Annotated in this window: 13 protein-coding genes and 1 pseudogene; all 14 read left to right on the forward strand. The window is 66.6% G+C overall.

Features of this window, described 5'->3' with window-relative positions:
• Window positions 1–53: 53 nt before the first annotated feature.
• The 14 genes and pseudogenes from ACFPU0_RS15065 to ACFPU0_RS15130 all read left to right on the forward strand — a co-directional run bounded on the left by ACFPU0_RS15065 (window position 54) and on the right by ACFPU0_RS15130 (window position 15,218).
• Window positions 54–1,553: an NAD(P)H-hydrate dehydratase gene (locus ACFPU0_RS15065; RefSeq protein WP_377693908.1), complete on the forward strand. Its 1,500-nt coding sequence runs from the start codon at window positions 54–56 to the stop codon at window positions 1,551–1,553.
• Window positions 1,541–2,008: a tRNA (adenosine(37)-N6)-threonylcarbamoyltransferase complex ATPase subunit type 1 TsaE gene (gene tsaE, locus ACFPU0_RS15070; RefSeq protein WP_377693909.1), complete on the forward strand. Its 468-nt coding sequence runs from the start codon at window positions 1,541–1,543 to the stop codon at window positions 2,006–2,008. Before ACFPU0_RS15065 ends, tsaE begins: the two co-directional genes overlap by 13 nt.
• Window positions 2,009–2,016: 8 nt before the next feature.
• The gene (locus ACFPU0_RS15075; protein ID WP_377693911.1) at window positions 2,017–3,453 is read left to right on the forward strand and encodes an N-acetylmuramoyl-L-alanine amidase; all 1,437 of its coding nucleotides are present in this window, start codon (window positions 2,017–2,019) and stop codon (window positions 3,451–3,453) included.
• Entirely contained in the window at window positions 3,450–5,324 is a 1,875-nt protein-coding gene (gene mutL / locus ACFPU0_RS15080; RefSeq protein WP_377693912.1) for a DNA mismatch repair endonuclease MutL, read from the forward strand. The genes ACFPU0_RS15075 and mutL overlap by 4 nt, the downstream gene beginning before the upstream one ends.
• A 115-nt stretch (window positions 5,325–5,439) precedes the next feature.
• Window positions 5,440–6,411: a tRNA (adenosine(37)-N6)-dimethylallyltransferase MiaA gene (gene miaA, locus ACFPU0_RS15085; protein WP_377693914.1), complete on the forward strand. Its 972-nt coding sequence runs from the start codon at window positions 5,440–5,442 to the stop codon at window positions 6,409–6,411.
• Window positions 6,412–6,511: 100 nt separating this feature from the next.
• A complete protein-coding gene (gene hfq / locus ACFPU0_RS15090; RefSeq protein WP_003453015.1) occupies window positions 6,512–6,766 on the forward strand; it encodes an RNA chaperone Hfq in 255 nt (84 codons plus the stop codon).
• Window positions 6,767–6,779: 13 nt separating this feature from the next.
• Window positions 6,780–8,081, forward strand: coding sequence for a ribosome rescue GTPase HflX (gene hflX / locus ACFPU0_RS15095; protein WP_377693916.1), 1,302 nt, complete (start codon window positions 6,780–6,782; stop codon window positions 8,079–8,081).
• Between the two features lie 96 nt (window positions 8,082–8,177).
• Entirely contained in the window at window positions 8,178–9,347 is a 1,170-nt protein-coding gene (hflK, locus tag ACFPU0_RS15100) for an FtsH protease activity modulator HflK (RefSeq protein ID WP_377693917.1), read from the forward strand.
• The gene (gene hflC, locus ACFPU0_RS15105; RefSeq protein WP_377693918.1) at window positions 9,347–10,216 is read left to right on the forward strand and encodes a protease modulator HflC; all 870 of its coding nucleotides are present in this window, start codon (window positions 9,347–9,349) and stop codon (window positions 10,214–10,216) included. The genes hflK and hflC overlap by 1 nt, the downstream gene beginning before the upstream one ends.
• Window positions 10,217–10,323: 107 nt before the next feature.
• Window positions 10,324–10,509 carry a DUF2065 domain-containing protein gene (locus ACFPU0_RS15110; RefSeq protein WP_377694315.1) on the forward strand — a complete coding sequence of 62 codons (186 nt, stop codon included), beginning with the start codon at window positions 10,324–10,326 and terminating at the stop codon, window positions 10,507–10,509.
• Between the two features lie 34 nt (window positions 10,510–10,543).
• The gene (locus tag ACFPU0_RS15115; protein ID WP_377693919.1) at window positions 10,544–11,728 is read left to right on the forward strand and encodes an ATP phosphoribosyltransferase regulatory subunit; all 1,185 of its coding nucleotides are present in this window, start codon (window positions 10,544–10,546) and stop codon (window positions 11,726–11,728) included.
• A gap of 103 nt (window positions 11,729–11,831) precedes the next feature.
• On the forward strand, window positions 11,832–13,127 hold the full coding sequence (locus ACFPU0_RS15120) for an adenylosuccinate synthase (protein WP_377693920.1): 1,296 nt from the start codon (window positions 11,832–11,834) through the stop codon (window positions 13,125–13,127).
• 972 nt (window positions 13,128–14,099) lie between these two features.
• A pseudogene (locus ACFPU0_RS15125) lies at window positions 14,100–14,360 on the forward strand (HAMP domain-containing protein); the annotation flags it as partial.
• Complete coding sequence (locus tag ACFPU0_RS15130; protein WP_377694316.1) at window positions 14,334–15,218, forward strand: methyl-accepting chemotaxis protein; 885 nt, start codon at window positions 14,334–14,336, stop codon at window positions 15,216–15,218. The pseudogene ACFPU0_RS15125 and the gene ACFPU0_RS15130, both read left to right, overlap by 27 nt.
• Window positions 15,219–15,263 lie beyond the last annotated feature (45 nt).

A 15,263-nucleotide genomic window follows, 5' to 3' on the forward strand; every position in this document is an offset into this window, starting at 1 on the left:
CGGTGCTGAGGTGGATATAATTCTGCCAGACCTTGCAGCCGCAACCGAATCCGATGCTTCCTTCTCGCGACGACCTGCCACTTTCCCTGTATTCCGCCGCCCAGGTGCGCGACCTCGACGCCCGCCTGATCGCCGCCGGCACCCCGGGCTTCGAATTGATGCAACGCGCCGCCCATGCGGCCTGGCGCGCCCTGCGCCGGCGCTGGCCGGACGCCAGCTGTCTCAGCGTGCTGGCCGGGCGTGGCAACAACGCCGGCGACGGCTACCTGGTGGCGGCCCTGGCCCAGCGTGCTGGCTGGCGGGTAAGGGTGCTGGCGGTTGGCGCGGCCGATGCGTTGACCGGGGATGCGGCGCTGGCGCGGGACGAAGCCGTCGTTGCCGGCGTCGCCATCCAGCCCTGGAGCGAATGTGCCGCCCTGGAAGGCGTGGTGGTGGATGCCCTGCTCGGCACCGGGCTGTCGGGTGCGGTGCGCGAGCCCTATGCCCAGGCCATTCGCCTGCTCAATGCCTCCGGCCTGCCGGTGCTGGCCATCGATATCCCGTCCGGTCTCTGCGCCGACACCGGGCGTGTGCTGGGCGTCGCGGTGCGTGCGGATCTCACGGTGACCTTCATCGGCCTCAAGCTCGGCCTGTTCACCGCCGATGCGCCGGATCAGCTGGGCGAGCTGGTGTTCGACGACCTCCAGGCCGACCCGGTGCTCACCGCCGCCACCCCGCGAGTGGCCGAGCGTATGGCCGTCGGCAGCCTGCCGCGCCTGCCGCAACGTCCGCGCACCGCGCACAAGGGGCAGTTCGGCCACTTGCTGGTGGTGGGCGGCGATCGTGGTCTCGGTGGCGCCGCGCTGCTCGCGGCGGAAAGCGCCCTGCGCAGTGGTGCCGGGCTGGTGTCCCTGGCGACCCGGCCGGAACATGTGCCGGCCGCCTTGGCCCGGCGCCCGGAAGTGATGTGCGCCGGGGTGGCTTCCGCCAATCAATTGCTGGCCTTGGCGGAACGGGCCGATGTGCTGGTGGCGGGGCCGGGGCTGGGGCAGGGCGCCTGGGGGCGCAGCCTGCTCAGCGCGGTGGCCGGCCTCGCCGTGCCCCAGGTCTGGGATGCCGATGCGCTCAACCTGCTGGCCGTCGGGCAGGTCAGCCTGCCCGGCGCCTGCGTGATCACCCCGCACCCGGGCGAAGCGGCCCGCCTGCTGGGCATTCCCACCGCCGAGGTGCAGGCCGACCGGCCGCGCGCCGCCCTGGCCCTGGCGCGGAAATTCAATGCGGTCGCCCTGCTCAAGGGCGCCGGGAGTCTGGTGGCGGCCCCCGATGGGCGTCTGGCGCTCTGTGATCGTGGCCATCCGGTGATGGCCGGGGCCGGGCTCGGTGACGTGCTCGCCGGGCTCATCGGTGCCCTGCTGGCCCAGGGAATGGATGGCTTCGCCGCCACCTGCCTGGCCGTCTGGCTGCACGCCAATGCTGGCGAGAACCTGGCCCGGGAGGGCCGGGGGCTGGCGGCCAGTGACCTGATTCCGACCATTCGTCAGCTGCTCGAGGAGTTTGCGCCGTGCCTGAAGTGATCCTGCATGCCGAAGGCGAGGAGGCCATGCTGGCCCTCGGCGCTCGCCTGGCGACCCTGACCGCCGGACACGGCGTTCTGTACCTGCACGGGGACCTGGGGGCGGGCAAGACCACTCTATCTCGCGGCATCCTGCGGGGGCTGGGGCATGCGGGGGCAGTGAAGAGCCCGACCTTCACCCTGGTCGAGCCTTATGAGATAGGCGACAAGCGCGCCTTCCATTTCGATCTATACCGCCTGGCGGACCCGGAAGAACTGGAATTTCTGGGTATCCGCGACTACTTCGAAGGCGACGCCCTGTGCCTGATCGAGTGGCCCCAGCGGGGCGCAGGCATTTTGCCAAAGGCCGACCTGGACATTAACATTACGCCGCAAGCGGGCGGCCGTTCGCTGCGGTTGTCGCCACACACCGAGCGCGGCGAAGCATGGTGTGCCGCCCTGGCCATGGGAGCATGAAAACAAAGATGGGGTGGGGTATGCGCTCGCGCGCACTGTTTGCCGGGATTGGGATTCTGTTCGCGGCGTTCGCCGCTGATGTCCTGGCTGCCGCGGAGGTCCGCGGGGTGCGGCTCTGGCGTGCGCCGGACAACACCCGCCTGGTCTTCGACCTGTCCGGACCTGTCCAGCATTCCGTTTTCACCCTGACCGCGCCGAACCGTATCGTCATCGATATCAATGGCGCCCAGTTGGCCACCAAGCTGGAGCAGCTGTCCCTCAGCAATACGCCGATCACCTCCGTCCGTTCCGCCCAGCGCACCCCCACCGACCTGCGGGTGGTGATCGATGTGTCGGCCGCCGTGACGCCGAAGAGCTTCGCCCTGGCGCCCAACCAGCAGTACGGCAACCGCCTGGTGGTGGACCTGTTCGACCCGGAAGCCGCCGCCGTTGATGCCAGTGCCCCCCAGGTGGCCACGGCGCCGAGCGCGCCCCAGGTTCCCGTTACCCCGACCCAGCCGGCGCCCAGCAAGCTGCCGCCGGCGCCGGGCGGCAAGCGCGATATCGTCGTCGCCATCGACGCCGGCCACGGCGGCGAGGACCCCGGCGCCCTCGGGCCCAAGGGGCAGCACGAGAAAAACGTGACCCTGGCCATTGCCCGGGAGCTGCAGCGCCAGATCAGCCGGGAGAAAGGCTTCCGCGGCGAGTTGGTGCGGACCGGCGACTATTTCATCCCGCTGCGCAAGCGCACCGAGATCGCCCGCAAGAAGGGTGCCGACCTCTTCGTCTCCATTCATGCGGACGCCGCCCCCAGCCGCAGTGCCTTCGGCGCCTCGGTGTTCGCCCTGTCGGACCGCGGCGCCACTTCGGAAACCGCACGCTGGCTGGCCGACAACGAGAACCGTTCCGACCTGATCGGTGGCGTGGGCAGCGTCAGCCTGGACGACAAGGACCGCATGCTCGCCGGGGTGCTGCTGGACCTGTCGATGACCGCCACCATGTCCTCCAGCCTCAATGTCGGGCAGAAGGTGCTGTCCAACGTCGGCCGCGTCACCCCGCTGCACAAGCGCCGGGTGGAGCAGGCGGGCTTCATGGTGCTGAAGTCGCCGGATATTCCGTCGATCCTCGTTGAAACCGGGTTCATCTCCAATCATAACGAGTCCCAGAAGCTGGCGTCCCCGAGCCACCAGCAGGCGCTGGCGCGCTCTATCCAGACCGGCATCAAGCAGTTCTTCCAGCAGAACCCGCCGCCTGGCACCTACATCGCCTGGCTGCGTGACCAGGGCAAGATCGCCATCGGCCCGCGGGAGCATGTGGTCACTTCCGGCGAAAGCCTGGCGCTGATTGCCCAGCGCTATGAAGTGAGCATGGCCGCCCTGCGCAAGGCCAACTCCCTGGAAAACGACAGCATCAAGGTCGGCCAGACCCTGAACATCCCTGCCGCGACCCTGGCGGCCCAGCCATGAGTACGTTGCCGCGCATCCAGCTGCTGAGCCCGCGGTTGGCGAACCAGATCGCCGCCGGTGAGGTGGTCGAACGTCCGGCCTCGGTCATCAAGGAGCTGCTGGAGAACAGCCTGGATGCCGGTGCCCGGCGCATCGACGTCGAAGTGGAGCAGGGGGGTATCAAGTTGCTGCGGGTGCGGGACGACGGCGGTGGCATTCCTGCGGACGACCTGCCGCTGGCGCTCGCCCGCCACGCCACCAGCAAGATCCGTGACCTGGAAGACCTGGAACGGGTGATGAGCCTGGGTTTCCGCGGCGAGGCCCTGGCGTCCATCAGTTCGGTGGCGCGCCTGACCATGACCTCGCGCACCGCCGATGCGGACCAGGCCTGGCAGGTCGAGACCGAAGGGCGCGACATGGAGGCGCGAGTGCAGCCCGCCGCCCATCCCGTGGGCACCTCGGTGGAAGTGCGCGACCTGTTCTTCAACACCCCGGCGCGACGCAAGTTCCTGCGGGCGGAGAAGACCGAATTCGACCACCTGCAGGAAGTCATCAAGCGCCTGGCCCTGGCCCGCTTCGACGTGGCCTTTCACCTGCGCCACAACGGCAAGACCATCTTCGCCCTGCACGAAGCGCGCGACGCCATCGCCCGCGCCCGCCGAGTCGCCAGCGTTTGCGGCCCGGCCTTCCTGGAGCAGGCGCTGCCCATCGAGGTCGAGCGCAACGGCTTGCATCTCTGGGGCTGGGTCGGCCTGCCGACCTTCTCCCGCAGCCAGGCGGACCTGCAGTACTTCTATGTGAATGGCCGCATGGTGCGCGACAAGCTGGTCGCCCACGCCGTACGCCAGGCCTACCGGGATGTGCTGTACAACGGCCGACACCCCACCTTCGTGCTGTTCTTCGAGGTCGATCCGGCGGTGGTCGATGTCAACGTGCACCCGACCAAGCACGAGGTGCGCTTCCGCGACAGCCGCATGGTCCACGACTTCCTCTACGGAACCCTGCACCGCGCCCTGGGCGAAGTGCGTCCCGAGGATCAGCTGGCGGCGCCGGCGGCCACCGATGCCGTGGTGCGCCCGAGCGGTCTCGCCGCCGGCGAGTTCGGCGCCCAGGGTGAGATGAGCCTGGCTGCCAATGTGCTGGAACAGCCGGCGCCCGAGCCGGCGTGGCGCCCGCCGTCCGGCGGTTATCAGGCGCCGCGCCCGCAGCCCGCTGTCCCGCTCGCGGAAGCCCAGGGTGCCTACCGCGAGTTCTTTGCCCCGCTGCCCGCCGCCACCCCAGCTGCCCTGCCCGAAGCCCAGGGGGATGTGCCTCCGCTCGGTTATGCATTGGCTCAGCTGAAGGGGATCTACATCCTGGCCGAGAATGCCCAGGGCCTGGTGCTGGTGGACATGCACGCGGCCCATGAGCGCATTACCTATGAGCGTCTGAAAGTGGCGATGGCCAGCGAAGGCCTCAAGGGCCAGCCCTTGCTGGTGCCGGAATCCATCGCGGTCAGCCAGCGTGAGGCCGATTGCGCCGAGGAGCATGGCGAGTGGTTCCGTCGCCTGGGCTTCGAACTGCAGCGCCTCGGCCCGGAAACCCTGGCCATCCGTCAGATTCCCGCCCTGCTGAAACAGGCCGAGGCCTCCCAGCTGGTGCGCGACGTGCTTTCCGATCTGCTGGAGTACGGCACCAGTGACCGTATCCAGGCTCATCTGAACGAGCTGCTGGGGACCATGGCCTGCCACGGCGCGGTGCGTGCCAACCGCCGGCTGACCCAGCCGGAAATGAACGCCCTGCTGCGCGACATGGAGCACACCGAGCGCAGTGGCCAGTGCAACCATGGGCGCCCGACCTGGACACAGCTGGGCATGGATGACCTGGACAAGCTGTTCCTGCGCGGTCGGTAGGCGCTAAAGCCGATAAAAGCGCTTGAGGCTCGACGCTGGACGAAACAGTCTTTCGTCCAGCCTCCAGCCTCCAGCCTCCAGCCTCCAGCCTCCAGCCAGACTTTCGAGTTCGCCAATGTCCCGACTTCCTCCCGCCATCTTCCTGATGGGCCCCACGGCCGCCGGCAAGACCGACCTGGCCCTGGAACTGGCGCGAACCCTGCCTTGCGAGCTGATCAGCGTCGATTCGGCGCTCATCTATCGCGGCATGGACATCGGCACCGCCAAGCCGGACAAGGCCATCCTGGCCGAGTTTCCCCATCGACTGATCGATATCCGTGACCCGGCCGAGAGCTACTCCGCCGCGGAATTCCGCGCCGATGCCCTGGCCGCCATGGCGGAAATCACCGCCAAGGGGCGGATCCCGTTGCTGGTGGGCGGCACCATGCTTTATTACAAGGGGTTGCTGGAGGGGTTGGCGGACATGCCCAGCGCCGATCCGCAAGTGCGCGCCGAACTGGAGGCCCGGGCCGCTCGGGAAGGGTGGGATTCCCTGCACCGGGAGCTGGCGGCCGTGGACCCCGAGTCCGCGGCGCGCATCCATCCCAATGATCCCCAGCGCCTGACCCGTGCGCTGGAGGTCTACAAGGTCAGCGGGCTCAGCATGACGGCCCATCGCCAGCGCCAGGCCGCGCAAAATCTGGCCGGGAACGCGCAAGGTTCGGCGCATTTGCCGTATACTGTCGCGCACTTGGCCATCGCGCCGGCGCAGCGCCAGGTGTTGCACGAAAGAATTGCGCAACGTTTTCGCCTGATGCTGGAACAGGGCTTCATCGAAGAGGTCGAAGCGCTGCGCAGCAGAAGTGACTTGCATCCAGGGTTGCCGTCTATAAGGGCGGTCGGTTACCGCCAGGTCTGGGATTACCTGGATGGCGGGCTGACCCGGGCCGAGATGGAGGAGCGGGGCATCATCGCCACCCGCCAGCTCGCCAAACGACAGTTCACCTGGTTACGCAGTTGGTCCGACCTGTACTGGCTGGACAGCCTGGCTTGCGACAATCTGCCGCGTACCTTGAAATACCTGAAGTCGGTCTCCATATTGATCTGAGACCTCGCCGGTAACCGTCTATCCTTGGGGGTAGGGAGGTATTGGCTATTTTCCTTTCATTTGAATACTAAAACGATTGATCCCTAAAGGAGTGCGGCACATGTCAAAAGGGCATTCGCTACAAGACCCTTACCTCAATACCCTGCGTAAGGAGCGCGTACCGGTTTCCATCTACCTGGTCAACGGCATCAAGCTGCAGGGCCAGATCGAATCCTTCGACCAGTTCGTGATTCTGCTGAAGAACACTGTCAGCCAGATGGTCTACAAGCACGCTATTTCCACTGTTGTGCCGAGCCGTCCGGTACGCCTGCCCAGCGCTTCCGAGCAGGAGCAGCCTGAGCCGGGTAACGCCTAAATAGGAGACTGCTTTGTTTTTCGAACGCCCTGGTGGTGGTGAACGGGCCATCCTGGTTCATCTGGAAGGCCAAGATCCCGAGGCGCGCGAAGACCCGCAGGAGTTCCTGGAACTTGCACGTTCGGCCGGTGCGGATACGGTGGCGTTCGTCTCCGTTTCCCGTCACCAGCCAACGGCCAAGTACCTGATCGGCAGCGGCAAGGTCGACGAGCTTCATGACCTGGTCAAGGCCGAGAAGGCCGAACTGGTCATCTTCAATCACACCCTCACGCCGAGTCAGGAGCGCAACCTCGAGCGCGCCTTCGAGTGCCGGGTGCTCGACCGTACCGGACTGATTCTCGACATCTTCGCCCAGCGCGCCCGTACCCATGAGGGCAAGCTGCAGGTCGAACTGGCCCAGCTCAATCACATGAGCACGCGCCTGGTGCGGGGCTGGACTCACCTCGAGCGCCAGAAAGGCGGTATCGGCCTGCGTGGCCCGGGTGAAACCCAGCTGGAAACCGACCGCCGCCTGCTGCGTGTGCGGATCCGCCAGATCAAGCAGCGCCTGGAGAAGGTTCGCAGCCAGCGCGAGCAGGCACGCCGTGGGCGCAAGCGCGCGGATATCCCGGCGGTTTCCCTGGTCGGTTACACCAACGCCGGCAAGTCCACCCTGTTCAATGCCCTGACCACATCCGAGGTCTATGCGGCCGACCAGCTCTTCGCCACGCTCGATCCCACCCTGCGCCGGCTGGAGCTGGAAGACCTGGGGCCGATCGTGCTTGCCGACACCGTAGGTTTCATTCGCCATCTGCCGCACAAACTGGTGGAGGCCTTCCGGGCTACCCTTGAAGAATCCTCCAACGCCGACCTCCTGCTGCATGTGATCGACGCTCACGAGCCCGAGCGCATGGCGCAGATCGAGCAGGTGCTGGCGGTGCTGGGCGAGATTGGTGCCGAGGGCCTGCCGATGCTGGAGGTCTATAACAAGGTGGACCTGCTGGAAAACGTCGAGCCGCACATCCAGCGCGACGAGGACGGCAAGCCCGAGCGGGTCTGGCTTTCGGCGCGCGATGGTAGTGGCCTCGGGTTGCTGGAACAGGCGGTGGCCGAGTTGCTGGGCGAGGACCTGTTCGTCGGTACCTTGCGCCTGCCGCAGCGTTTCGGTCGGCTGCGGGCGCAGTTCTTCGCAATGGGTGCCGTGCAGACGGAAGAGCACAACGAGGTCGGCGACATCCTGTTGGCAGTGCGTTTGCCGCGCGTCGAACTGAACCGGCTCGTCAGCCGCGAGGGCTGGCAGCCGAGCGAGTTTCTCGAGCAACACACTTTGCAATAAAGCCCGTTTAGGTGATTTTGCGGCGGGCCGCGGGCTTGGGTAGCATGGGCGGGCGCGCCGTGGGCGCGTCTTCGCTTTATCAATATGGAGAGCGCTATGGCTTGGAACGAGCCGGGTGGCAATTCGAATAACCAGGACCCCTGGGGTGGGCGCCGTGGCGGCGACCGCAAAGGGCCACCGGACCTGGACGAAGCCTTCCGCAAGCTGCAGGACAGCCTGAACGGACTGTTCGGCAGCGGCAAGAAACGTGGCGGCGGCGACGAAGGCGGCGGCAGGTCGGGCGGCTTCGGCCTGCTCGGCATCGGCCTGGCCCTGCTTGCCGTGGTCTGGCTGTACAGTGCGGTCTATGTGGTGGACGAGCAGGAGCAGGCCGTGGTGCTGCGCTTCGGCAAGTACTACGAGACCGTCGGCCCCGGCCTGAACATCTACTTCCCGCCGATCGATCGCAAGTTCCAGGAGAACGTCACCCGCGAGCGGGCCTATAGCAAGCAGGGGCAGATGCTCACCGAGGACGAGAACATCGTCGAAGTGCCGCTCACCGTCCAGTACAAGATCAGCAACCTCCAGGACTTCGTGCTGAACGTCGATCAGCCCGAGGTCAGCCTGCAGCACGCCACCGAAAGCGCCCTGCGCCACGTGGTGGGTTCCACCGAGATGGACCAGGTGCTGACCGAGGGGCGCGAACTGATGGCCAGCGAGATCAAGGAGCGCCTGCAACGCTTCCTCGACAACTACCGCACCGGCATCACCGTCACCCAGGTCAACGTCCAGAGCGCGGCCGCACCCCGTGAAGTGCAGGAAGCCTTCGACGACGTGATCCGCGCCCGCGAAGACGAGCAGCGTGCCAAGAACCAGGCCGAGGCCTATGCCAACGCCGTGGTGCCCGAGGCCCGTGGCCAGGCCCAGCGCATCATCGAGGATGCCAACGGCTACCGCGACGAAGTCGTCGCCCGCGCCCAGGGTGAGGCTGACCGCTTCAGCAAGCTGCTCACCGAGTACCAGAAGGCGCCGGAAGTGACTCGCCAGCGCCTGTACCTCGAAACTATGCAGGAGGTACTGGCCAATACCAGCAAGGTTCTGGTGTCCGGCAAGGACGGCCAGAGCAACCTGCTCTACCTGCCGCTGGACAAGATGATCGACAGCCGCGGTGGCAGCCCCGCGCCGACGGCTCCGGCCGCATCGGCGGCCACCAGCGGCAGCGACCTCGGTTCGCGCGTCGCCACTGACTTGCAGCAGCGCAATTCGCGTTCCAGGGAGAGTCGCTGATGAGCAATAAATCGCTGTTTGCCCTGATCGGCGGCGTGGTGGTGGCTCTGCTTCTGTGGAGCAGCCTGTACATCGTGTCGCAGACCGAAAAGGCTGTCCTCCTGCAGTTCGGCCGTATTGTCGATGCTGACGTGCAGCCGGGCCTGCACTTCAAGATTCCCTACGTCAACCAGGTGCGCAAGTTCGACGCCCGGCTGCTGACACTGGATTCGCCGACCCAGCGCTTCCTCACCCTGGAGAAGAAGGCGGTGATGGTGGATGCCTATGCCAAATGGCGTGTGGCCGATGCCGAGCGTTTCTACACCGCGACTTCCGGCATGAAGCAGATCGCCGACGAGCGCCTGTCCCGTCGTCTCGAGGCGGGCCTGCGCGACCAGTTCGGCAAGCGCACCCTGCATGAGGTGGTATCCGGCGAGCGCGACGCGCTGATGGCCGACATCACCGCGGCCCTCAACCGCATGGCCAGCAAGGAGCTGGGCATCGAGGTGGTGGACGTGCGGGTGAAGGCCATCGACCTGCCGAAGGAAGTCAACCGCAGCGTGTTCGAGCGGATGAGTACCGAGCGTGAGCGCGAGGCTCGCGAACACCGCGCCAAGGGTTCGGAGCTGGCCGAGGGTATTCGTGCCGATGCCGACCGTCAGCGCCGCGTCCTGCTGGCCGAGGCCTATCGCGAGGCCGAGGAGACCCGCGGTGACGGCGACGCCAAGGCGGCCGGGATCTATGCCAAGGCGTACGGCCAGGACCAGGAGTTCTACGCCTTCTACCGTAGCCTCCAGGCCTACCGCGAAAGCTTCGCCAACAAGAGCGACGTGATGGTCCTGGATCCCAATAGCGAGTTCTTCCGCTATCTGGACAAGGCCGCACGCTGAGTCAGTCACCCCGGCGGACGCTCATCGTCCGCCGGGGTGACCGCCAGGGAAAACGTGTTATCATGGGTCAGCCGGGAAATCCCGGCTTTTTTGCGTCCGCGGGAATCATGTGGCAGGAACTCGGCGTTGCGTTTTGTCTGATGCTGGTGCTGGAAGGCATCCTGCCCTTCCTCTATCCGCGCCGTTGGCGCACCGCGGTGCTTGGGTTGGCGGAGTTCAAGGACCGCCATCTCCGCCTGATGGGCCTGTCCAGCATGTTGCTGGGGACCGGCCTCCTGTATCTGCTTCACTGATGGCTTGCCGCCCGGCTGAGAGGGGATTGGCGAAATGGCAACGGTAGATCGCTGGCTGCTGCCAGACGGTATCGAAGAAGTACTGCCGCCCGAGGCGGCACGCATCGAGGCAGTCCGCCGCCAGGTGCTGGATCTGTTCCAGCGTTGGGGCTACGACTTCGTGGTCACTCCGCATATCGAATATCTCGAGTCCCTGCTGACCGGTGCCGGTCAGGACCTCGACCTGCGTACCTTCAAGGTGACCGACCCGCAGTCGGGCCACCTGATGGGGTTCCGCGCCGATATCACGCCGCAAGTGGCGCGCATCGACGCCCATACCCTGCGTCGCGAAGGTCCCAATCGCCTGTGCTACGCCGGCAGCGTGCTGCACGCCCAGCCGCGTGCGTTGTCCACGTCGCGCAGCCCGATCCAGTTGGGCGCCGAGCTTTATGGCGACGCCAGCCCGGCCAGCGATGTGGAAGTCATCAGCCTGATGCTGGAAATGCTCGAGCTCGCCGCTGTGTCGGACGTGCACATGGACCTCGGTCATGTCGGTATCTATCGTGGCCTGGCCAAGGCCGCCGGCCTTTCCGGCGAGGTCGAGCGCAGCCTGTTCGACGCCCTGCAGCGCAAGGCGGTGGACGAGGTCGCCGAGCTCACCGAAGACCTGCCCCACGAACTGGCCTCCATGCTCCGCTCCCTGGCCGAACTCTGCGGTGGCCGCGAGGTGCTGGACCTGGCCCAGGGCGTGCTGATGGATGCGCCCACCGAGGTGCACCGCGCGCTGGATGAGCTGATCGCCATCGCCGATGCGCTGGAGTTGCGCTATCCCGAGCTGCCGCTCTACTTCGATCTTGGCGAGCTGCGCGGCTACCACTATCACACTGGCGTGGTGTTCGCCGCGTTCGTACCGGGCGTTGGCCAGTCCATCGCCCAGGGCGGCCGCTACGACGATATCGGCGCCGACTTCGGTCGTGCACGCCCCGCCACTGGTTTCTCCACCGACCTGAAGACCCTGGTCACCCTGGGCAGCATGGTGCTGGACCAGCCGGTGCCTGGCATCTGGGCGCCCGACAGCCACGATCCTTACCTCTGGTACGAGGTCAAGCGCCTGCGTGCCGACGGACAGCGCGTGGTGCAGGCCCTGCCGGGGCAGGAAGTGGCGAGCGCGCGGGAGGCCGATTGCGATCGCCAGCTGGTCCTGCGTGAGGGGCGCTGGCAGGTGGCGGCGTTTTCCTAGGAAGTGGTTTCATGGTCGGCTTCGATGGGCCGGCCACTAACGAGTTTCCGTGTTTTCCGCCGGTGTTCGCCGGCTTCGAGCTTCTGCGAAGAGGACAAGTGTTATGGGTAAGAATGTCGTAGTCCTGGGCACCCAGTGGGGTGATGAGGGTAAGGGCAAGATCGTCGATCTGCTGACCGACCAGGCTGCCGCCGTCGTCCGCTACCAGGGCGGCCACAACGCTGGCCACACCCTGGTGATCGACGGCGAGAAGACCGTGCTGCACCTGATCCCGTCCGGCATCCTGCGCGAGAACGTCGAGTGCCTGATCGGCAATGGCGTGGTGGTCGCGCCCGATGCGCTGATGCGCGAAATCACCAAGCTGGAAGAGAAGGGCGTGCCAGTGCGCGAGCGCCTGCGCATCAGCCCGGCCTGCACCCTGATCCTGCCGTACCACGTCGCCCTGGACCAGGCCCGCGAGAAGGCTCGTGGCGATGCCAAGATCGGCACCACCGGCCGCGGCATCGGCCCGGCCTACGAAGACAAGGTGGCCCGTCGCGGCCTGCGCATCGGCGACCTGTTCCACCGCGAGCGCTTCGCCGCCAAGCTGGGCGAACTGCTGGACTACCACAACTTCGTCCTGCAGAACTATTACAAGGAGCCGGCGGTCGACTTCCAGAAGACCCTGGACGAGGCGCTGGCCTATGCCGAGCTGCTCAAGCCGATGATGACCGACGTCGCCGCGCGTCTGCACCAGCTGCGCAAGCAGGGCGCCTACATCATGTTCGAAGGCGCCCAGGGCTCGCTGCTGGACATCGACCACGGCACCTATCCCTACGTCACCAGCTCCAACACCACCGCTGGCGGCACCGCCACCGGTTCCGGCTTCGGCCCGCTGTACCTGGACTACATCCTGGGTATCACCAAGGCCTACACCACCCGCGTGGGTTCCGGTCCCTTCCCCACCGAGCTGTTCGACGACACCGGTGCCTACCTGGCCAAGCGTGGCCACGAGTTCGGCTCCACCACCGGCCGCGCCCGCCGCTGCGGCTGGTTCGACGCCGTGATCCTGCGTCGCGCCATCGAGATCAACAGCATCTCCGGTCTCTGCCTGACCAAGCTGGACGTGCTCGACGGTCTGGAAACCATCCGTATCTGCACCGGCTACAAGGGTGCCAACGGCGAGCTGCTGGAAGACGCGCCGACCGACGCCGACAGCTACATCGGCCTGCAGCCGGTCTACGAGGAAATGCCGGGCTGGAGCGAATCCACCGTCGGCGCCAAGAGCCTGGAAGAACTGCCGGCCAACGCCCGCGCCTACATCAAGCGCGTGGAAGAGCTGGTGGGTGCGCCCATCGATATCATCTCCACCGGTCCGGACCGTAACGAGACGATCGTCCTGCGTCACCCCTACGCCTGAGTCGCCTGACTCCTCCCGAAGGGCCGCCCAGTGCGGCCCTTCGTCATTTTCCCCGCCCCGAAATCCGCGCTGCCGGTCGGCACGCACTTTGCTGGCACTTTAAAAATCCGAGTTGTTGCCGTTACAGCGGTAACGGTCGTAAAGGAGCCTCAAGTCGTGTCAGCCATCCTTTCCTTGTTGCAAAGTCGCCTGCTGCGTCCGGTCTTCATCGCCCTGGGGATTGCCCTGCTGGTCCAGGTGATGGTGGCCGTGGTCCTGACGCGGGGCACCGTGAATTCCCTGGTGGATGACCTGGGCGTGCGCCTGGGCGGCGATACCCAGCGCCTGGCGGGCGATCTGGAGTTGGCCGGGCAGGAGGTGTCCGGCAGCCTGAGTGCGCTCTCGACGAAGACCCGTGAGCGCCTGGGGGCAGCCCTCGGCGAGCGTCTCCAGCAGGAGCGTGGGCAGCTGCGCCAGACCCTGGAGCAGAATCTCAGGGAATCGGCCAATGACCAGGTCCAGCTGCTTGCCGCCGTGGCGCCGCGTGCCATGTGGGACAACGACGTGCCCACCCTCTCCGAGTTCGCCCGCCGTGCCCAGCGCAATCCCAATGTGCTTTTCGTCGTCTACGACGATGCCGGCGGCCAGCATCTGACCCGTTACCTCAATCGCGAGAATCCCCGGATCAAGGCGTTGCTGGCCAAGGGACAGGGCGAGCGGGCGCTGGACAAGGTGCTGAATGCTGCGGCCAGCGATCCGTCCGTCTACCTGGTCGAGGCCTCCATCAGTCCCAATGGCGTGGAAATCGGCAAGGTGCGCATGGGTGTTTCCACTGTCGCCGTGGAAGAACAGCTGAAAGCGCTGGATCAGCGCTTCTCCGCGCTGATCGCCAGTAGTGGGGAGCTGGTGGGCGAAAGCCTTTCCGGTGCGGCCAGTGAAAGCAGTGCCGCACTGACCGCGCGTCTGCAGTCGGCCCGCGAAGCCGCGGGCAGCATGAGCGCCGGTACCCGGCAGGCGGTGGAGGTGGCGGCGGGCGAACTGCGCTGGCGCATCGGCCTGGGCCTGGCGCTGGTCGGATTCGGCGTGCTGCTGGTGCTGGCCGTGGTCCTGGGGCGGCGGGTGGTTGTTCGCCTGCGTCTGTTGAGCGATGCCCTGAATGACCTGGCCGCTGGCGAGGGCGACCTGACGCGCCGGGTCAAGCTGGACAGTCGCGATGAGGTGGGCGAGATGGCGGCTGCTGTGAACCGTTTCGTCGACAAGCTGCAACCGATAGTGCGGGAAGCGGGCGATGTGGCGCAGCGCACCGGGGTGGAAATCGAGGCCTTGTCCCGGCGCAGCCAGTCCGCCGAGGCCGCGGCCCTGCGCCAGCGTAGCGAGGTGGAGGGCAGCCTGAGCGCGCTGGCCGACATGGTGTCCGAGGCTCGCTCCGAAAGTCAGGCGATGCAGGATGCCTTGCGCCAGGTGGGCGAGATCCGCCAGGCCGCCCAGGACAACGCGGCGATCGCGCGCAAGGTGGGTGGGCTGATCGAGGTCCTGGAGGAGCGGGTGCAGAACGGCTCCGAAGTGATCGAGCGGCTGGCGCGGCAGAGCGAGCAGATCGAGATGGTGCTGTCGGTCATCCATGGCATCGCCGAGCAGACCAACCTGTTGGCGCTGAATGCGGCAATCGAGGCTGCAAGGGCGGGGGAGAGCGGGCGCGGGTTTGCGGTAGTGGCTGACGAGGTGCGGGCGCTGGCCAGCAAGACCCAGCAGTCCACGGGGGATATCCAGGAGCATATCGTTGCCTTGCAGACCGGCGCGCGTGAGGCGGTGTCGGCGATTTCCCAGGCTCGCCAGCGAGCGGTGGAGGGGCTGGAGGCGCTGCGCGACAGCGAGCGGCTGCAGCAGGGCGTGCAGCAGGCGGTGGAGCAGGTGCATGGCGCGGTCCAGGCCGCGGCTCGTGCTGCGGAGCACCAGGCGGCAGGGGCCGATGGCGTGCGTGGCCGGGTGGATGTGATCCATGCGGAAGCCCGTCAGGCGGCCGAAGCCGTCGCGGCGACCGCCAGCAGTGGGCGCGTGCTGGCGGGTCTGGCCGATCAGCTGAAAGCCAGCCTGGGTCAGTTCAGGGCGTAGTCGAAGTGGGGTAGAGGGGCGGGGCGCAGGCTCGGCCCCTTGGTC

The organism is Pseudomonas sp. GCM10022186, from assembly GCF_042656385.1.
GTDB lineage: Bacteria > Pseudomonadota > Gammaproteobacteria > Pseudomonadales > Pseudomonadaceae > Metapseudomonas.

Excerpts from the sequence above, each read along its gene's own strand:
- ACFPU0_RS15075 (WP_377693911.1), top strand. The coding sequence starts at position 2,017 with ATGGGGTGGGGTATGCGCTCGCGCGCACTGTTTGCCGGGATTGGGATT.
- miaA (WP_377693914.1), top strand. The coding sequence starts at position 5,440 with ATGTCCCGACTTCCTCCCGCCATCTTCCTGATGGGCCCCACGGCCGCC.
- ACFPU0_RS15110 (WP_377694315.1), top strand. The coding sequence starts at position 10,324 with ATGTGGCAGGAACTCGGCGTTGCGTTTTGTCTGATGCTGGTGCTGGAA.
- ACFPU0_RS15130 (WP_377694316.1), top strand. The coding sequence starts at position 14,334 with ATGGCGGCTGCTGTGAACCGTTTCGTCGACAAGCTGCAACCGATAGTG.
- ACFPU0_RS15115 (WP_377693919.1), top strand. The coding sequence starts at position 10,544 with ATGGCAACGGTAGATCGCTGGCTGCTGCCAGACGGTATCGAAGAAGTA.
- hflK (WP_377693917.1), top strand. The coding sequence starts at position 8,178 with ATGGCTTGGAACGAGCCGGGTGGCAATTCGAATAACCAGGACCCCTGG.
- ACFPU0_RS15120 (WP_377693920.1), top strand. The coding sequence starts at position 11,832 with ATGGGTAAGAATGTCGTAGTCCTGGGCACCCAGTGGGGTGATGAGGGT.
- hflC (WP_377693918.1), top strand. The coding sequence starts at position 9,347 with ATGAGCAATAAATCGCTGTTTGCCCTGATCGGCGGCGTGGTGGTGGCT.
- hfq (WP_003453015.1), top strand. The coding sequence starts at position 6,512 with ATGTCAAAAGGGCATTCGCTACAAGACCCTTACCTCAATACCCTGCGT.
- ACFPU0_RS15065 (WP_377693908.1), top strand. The coding sequence starts at position 54 with ATGCTTCCTTCTCGCGACGACCTGCCACTTTCCCTGTATTCCGCCGCC.
- mutL (WP_377693912.1), top strand. The coding sequence starts at position 3,450 with ATGAGTACGTTGCCGCGCATCCAGCTGCTGAGCCCGCGGTTGGCGAAC.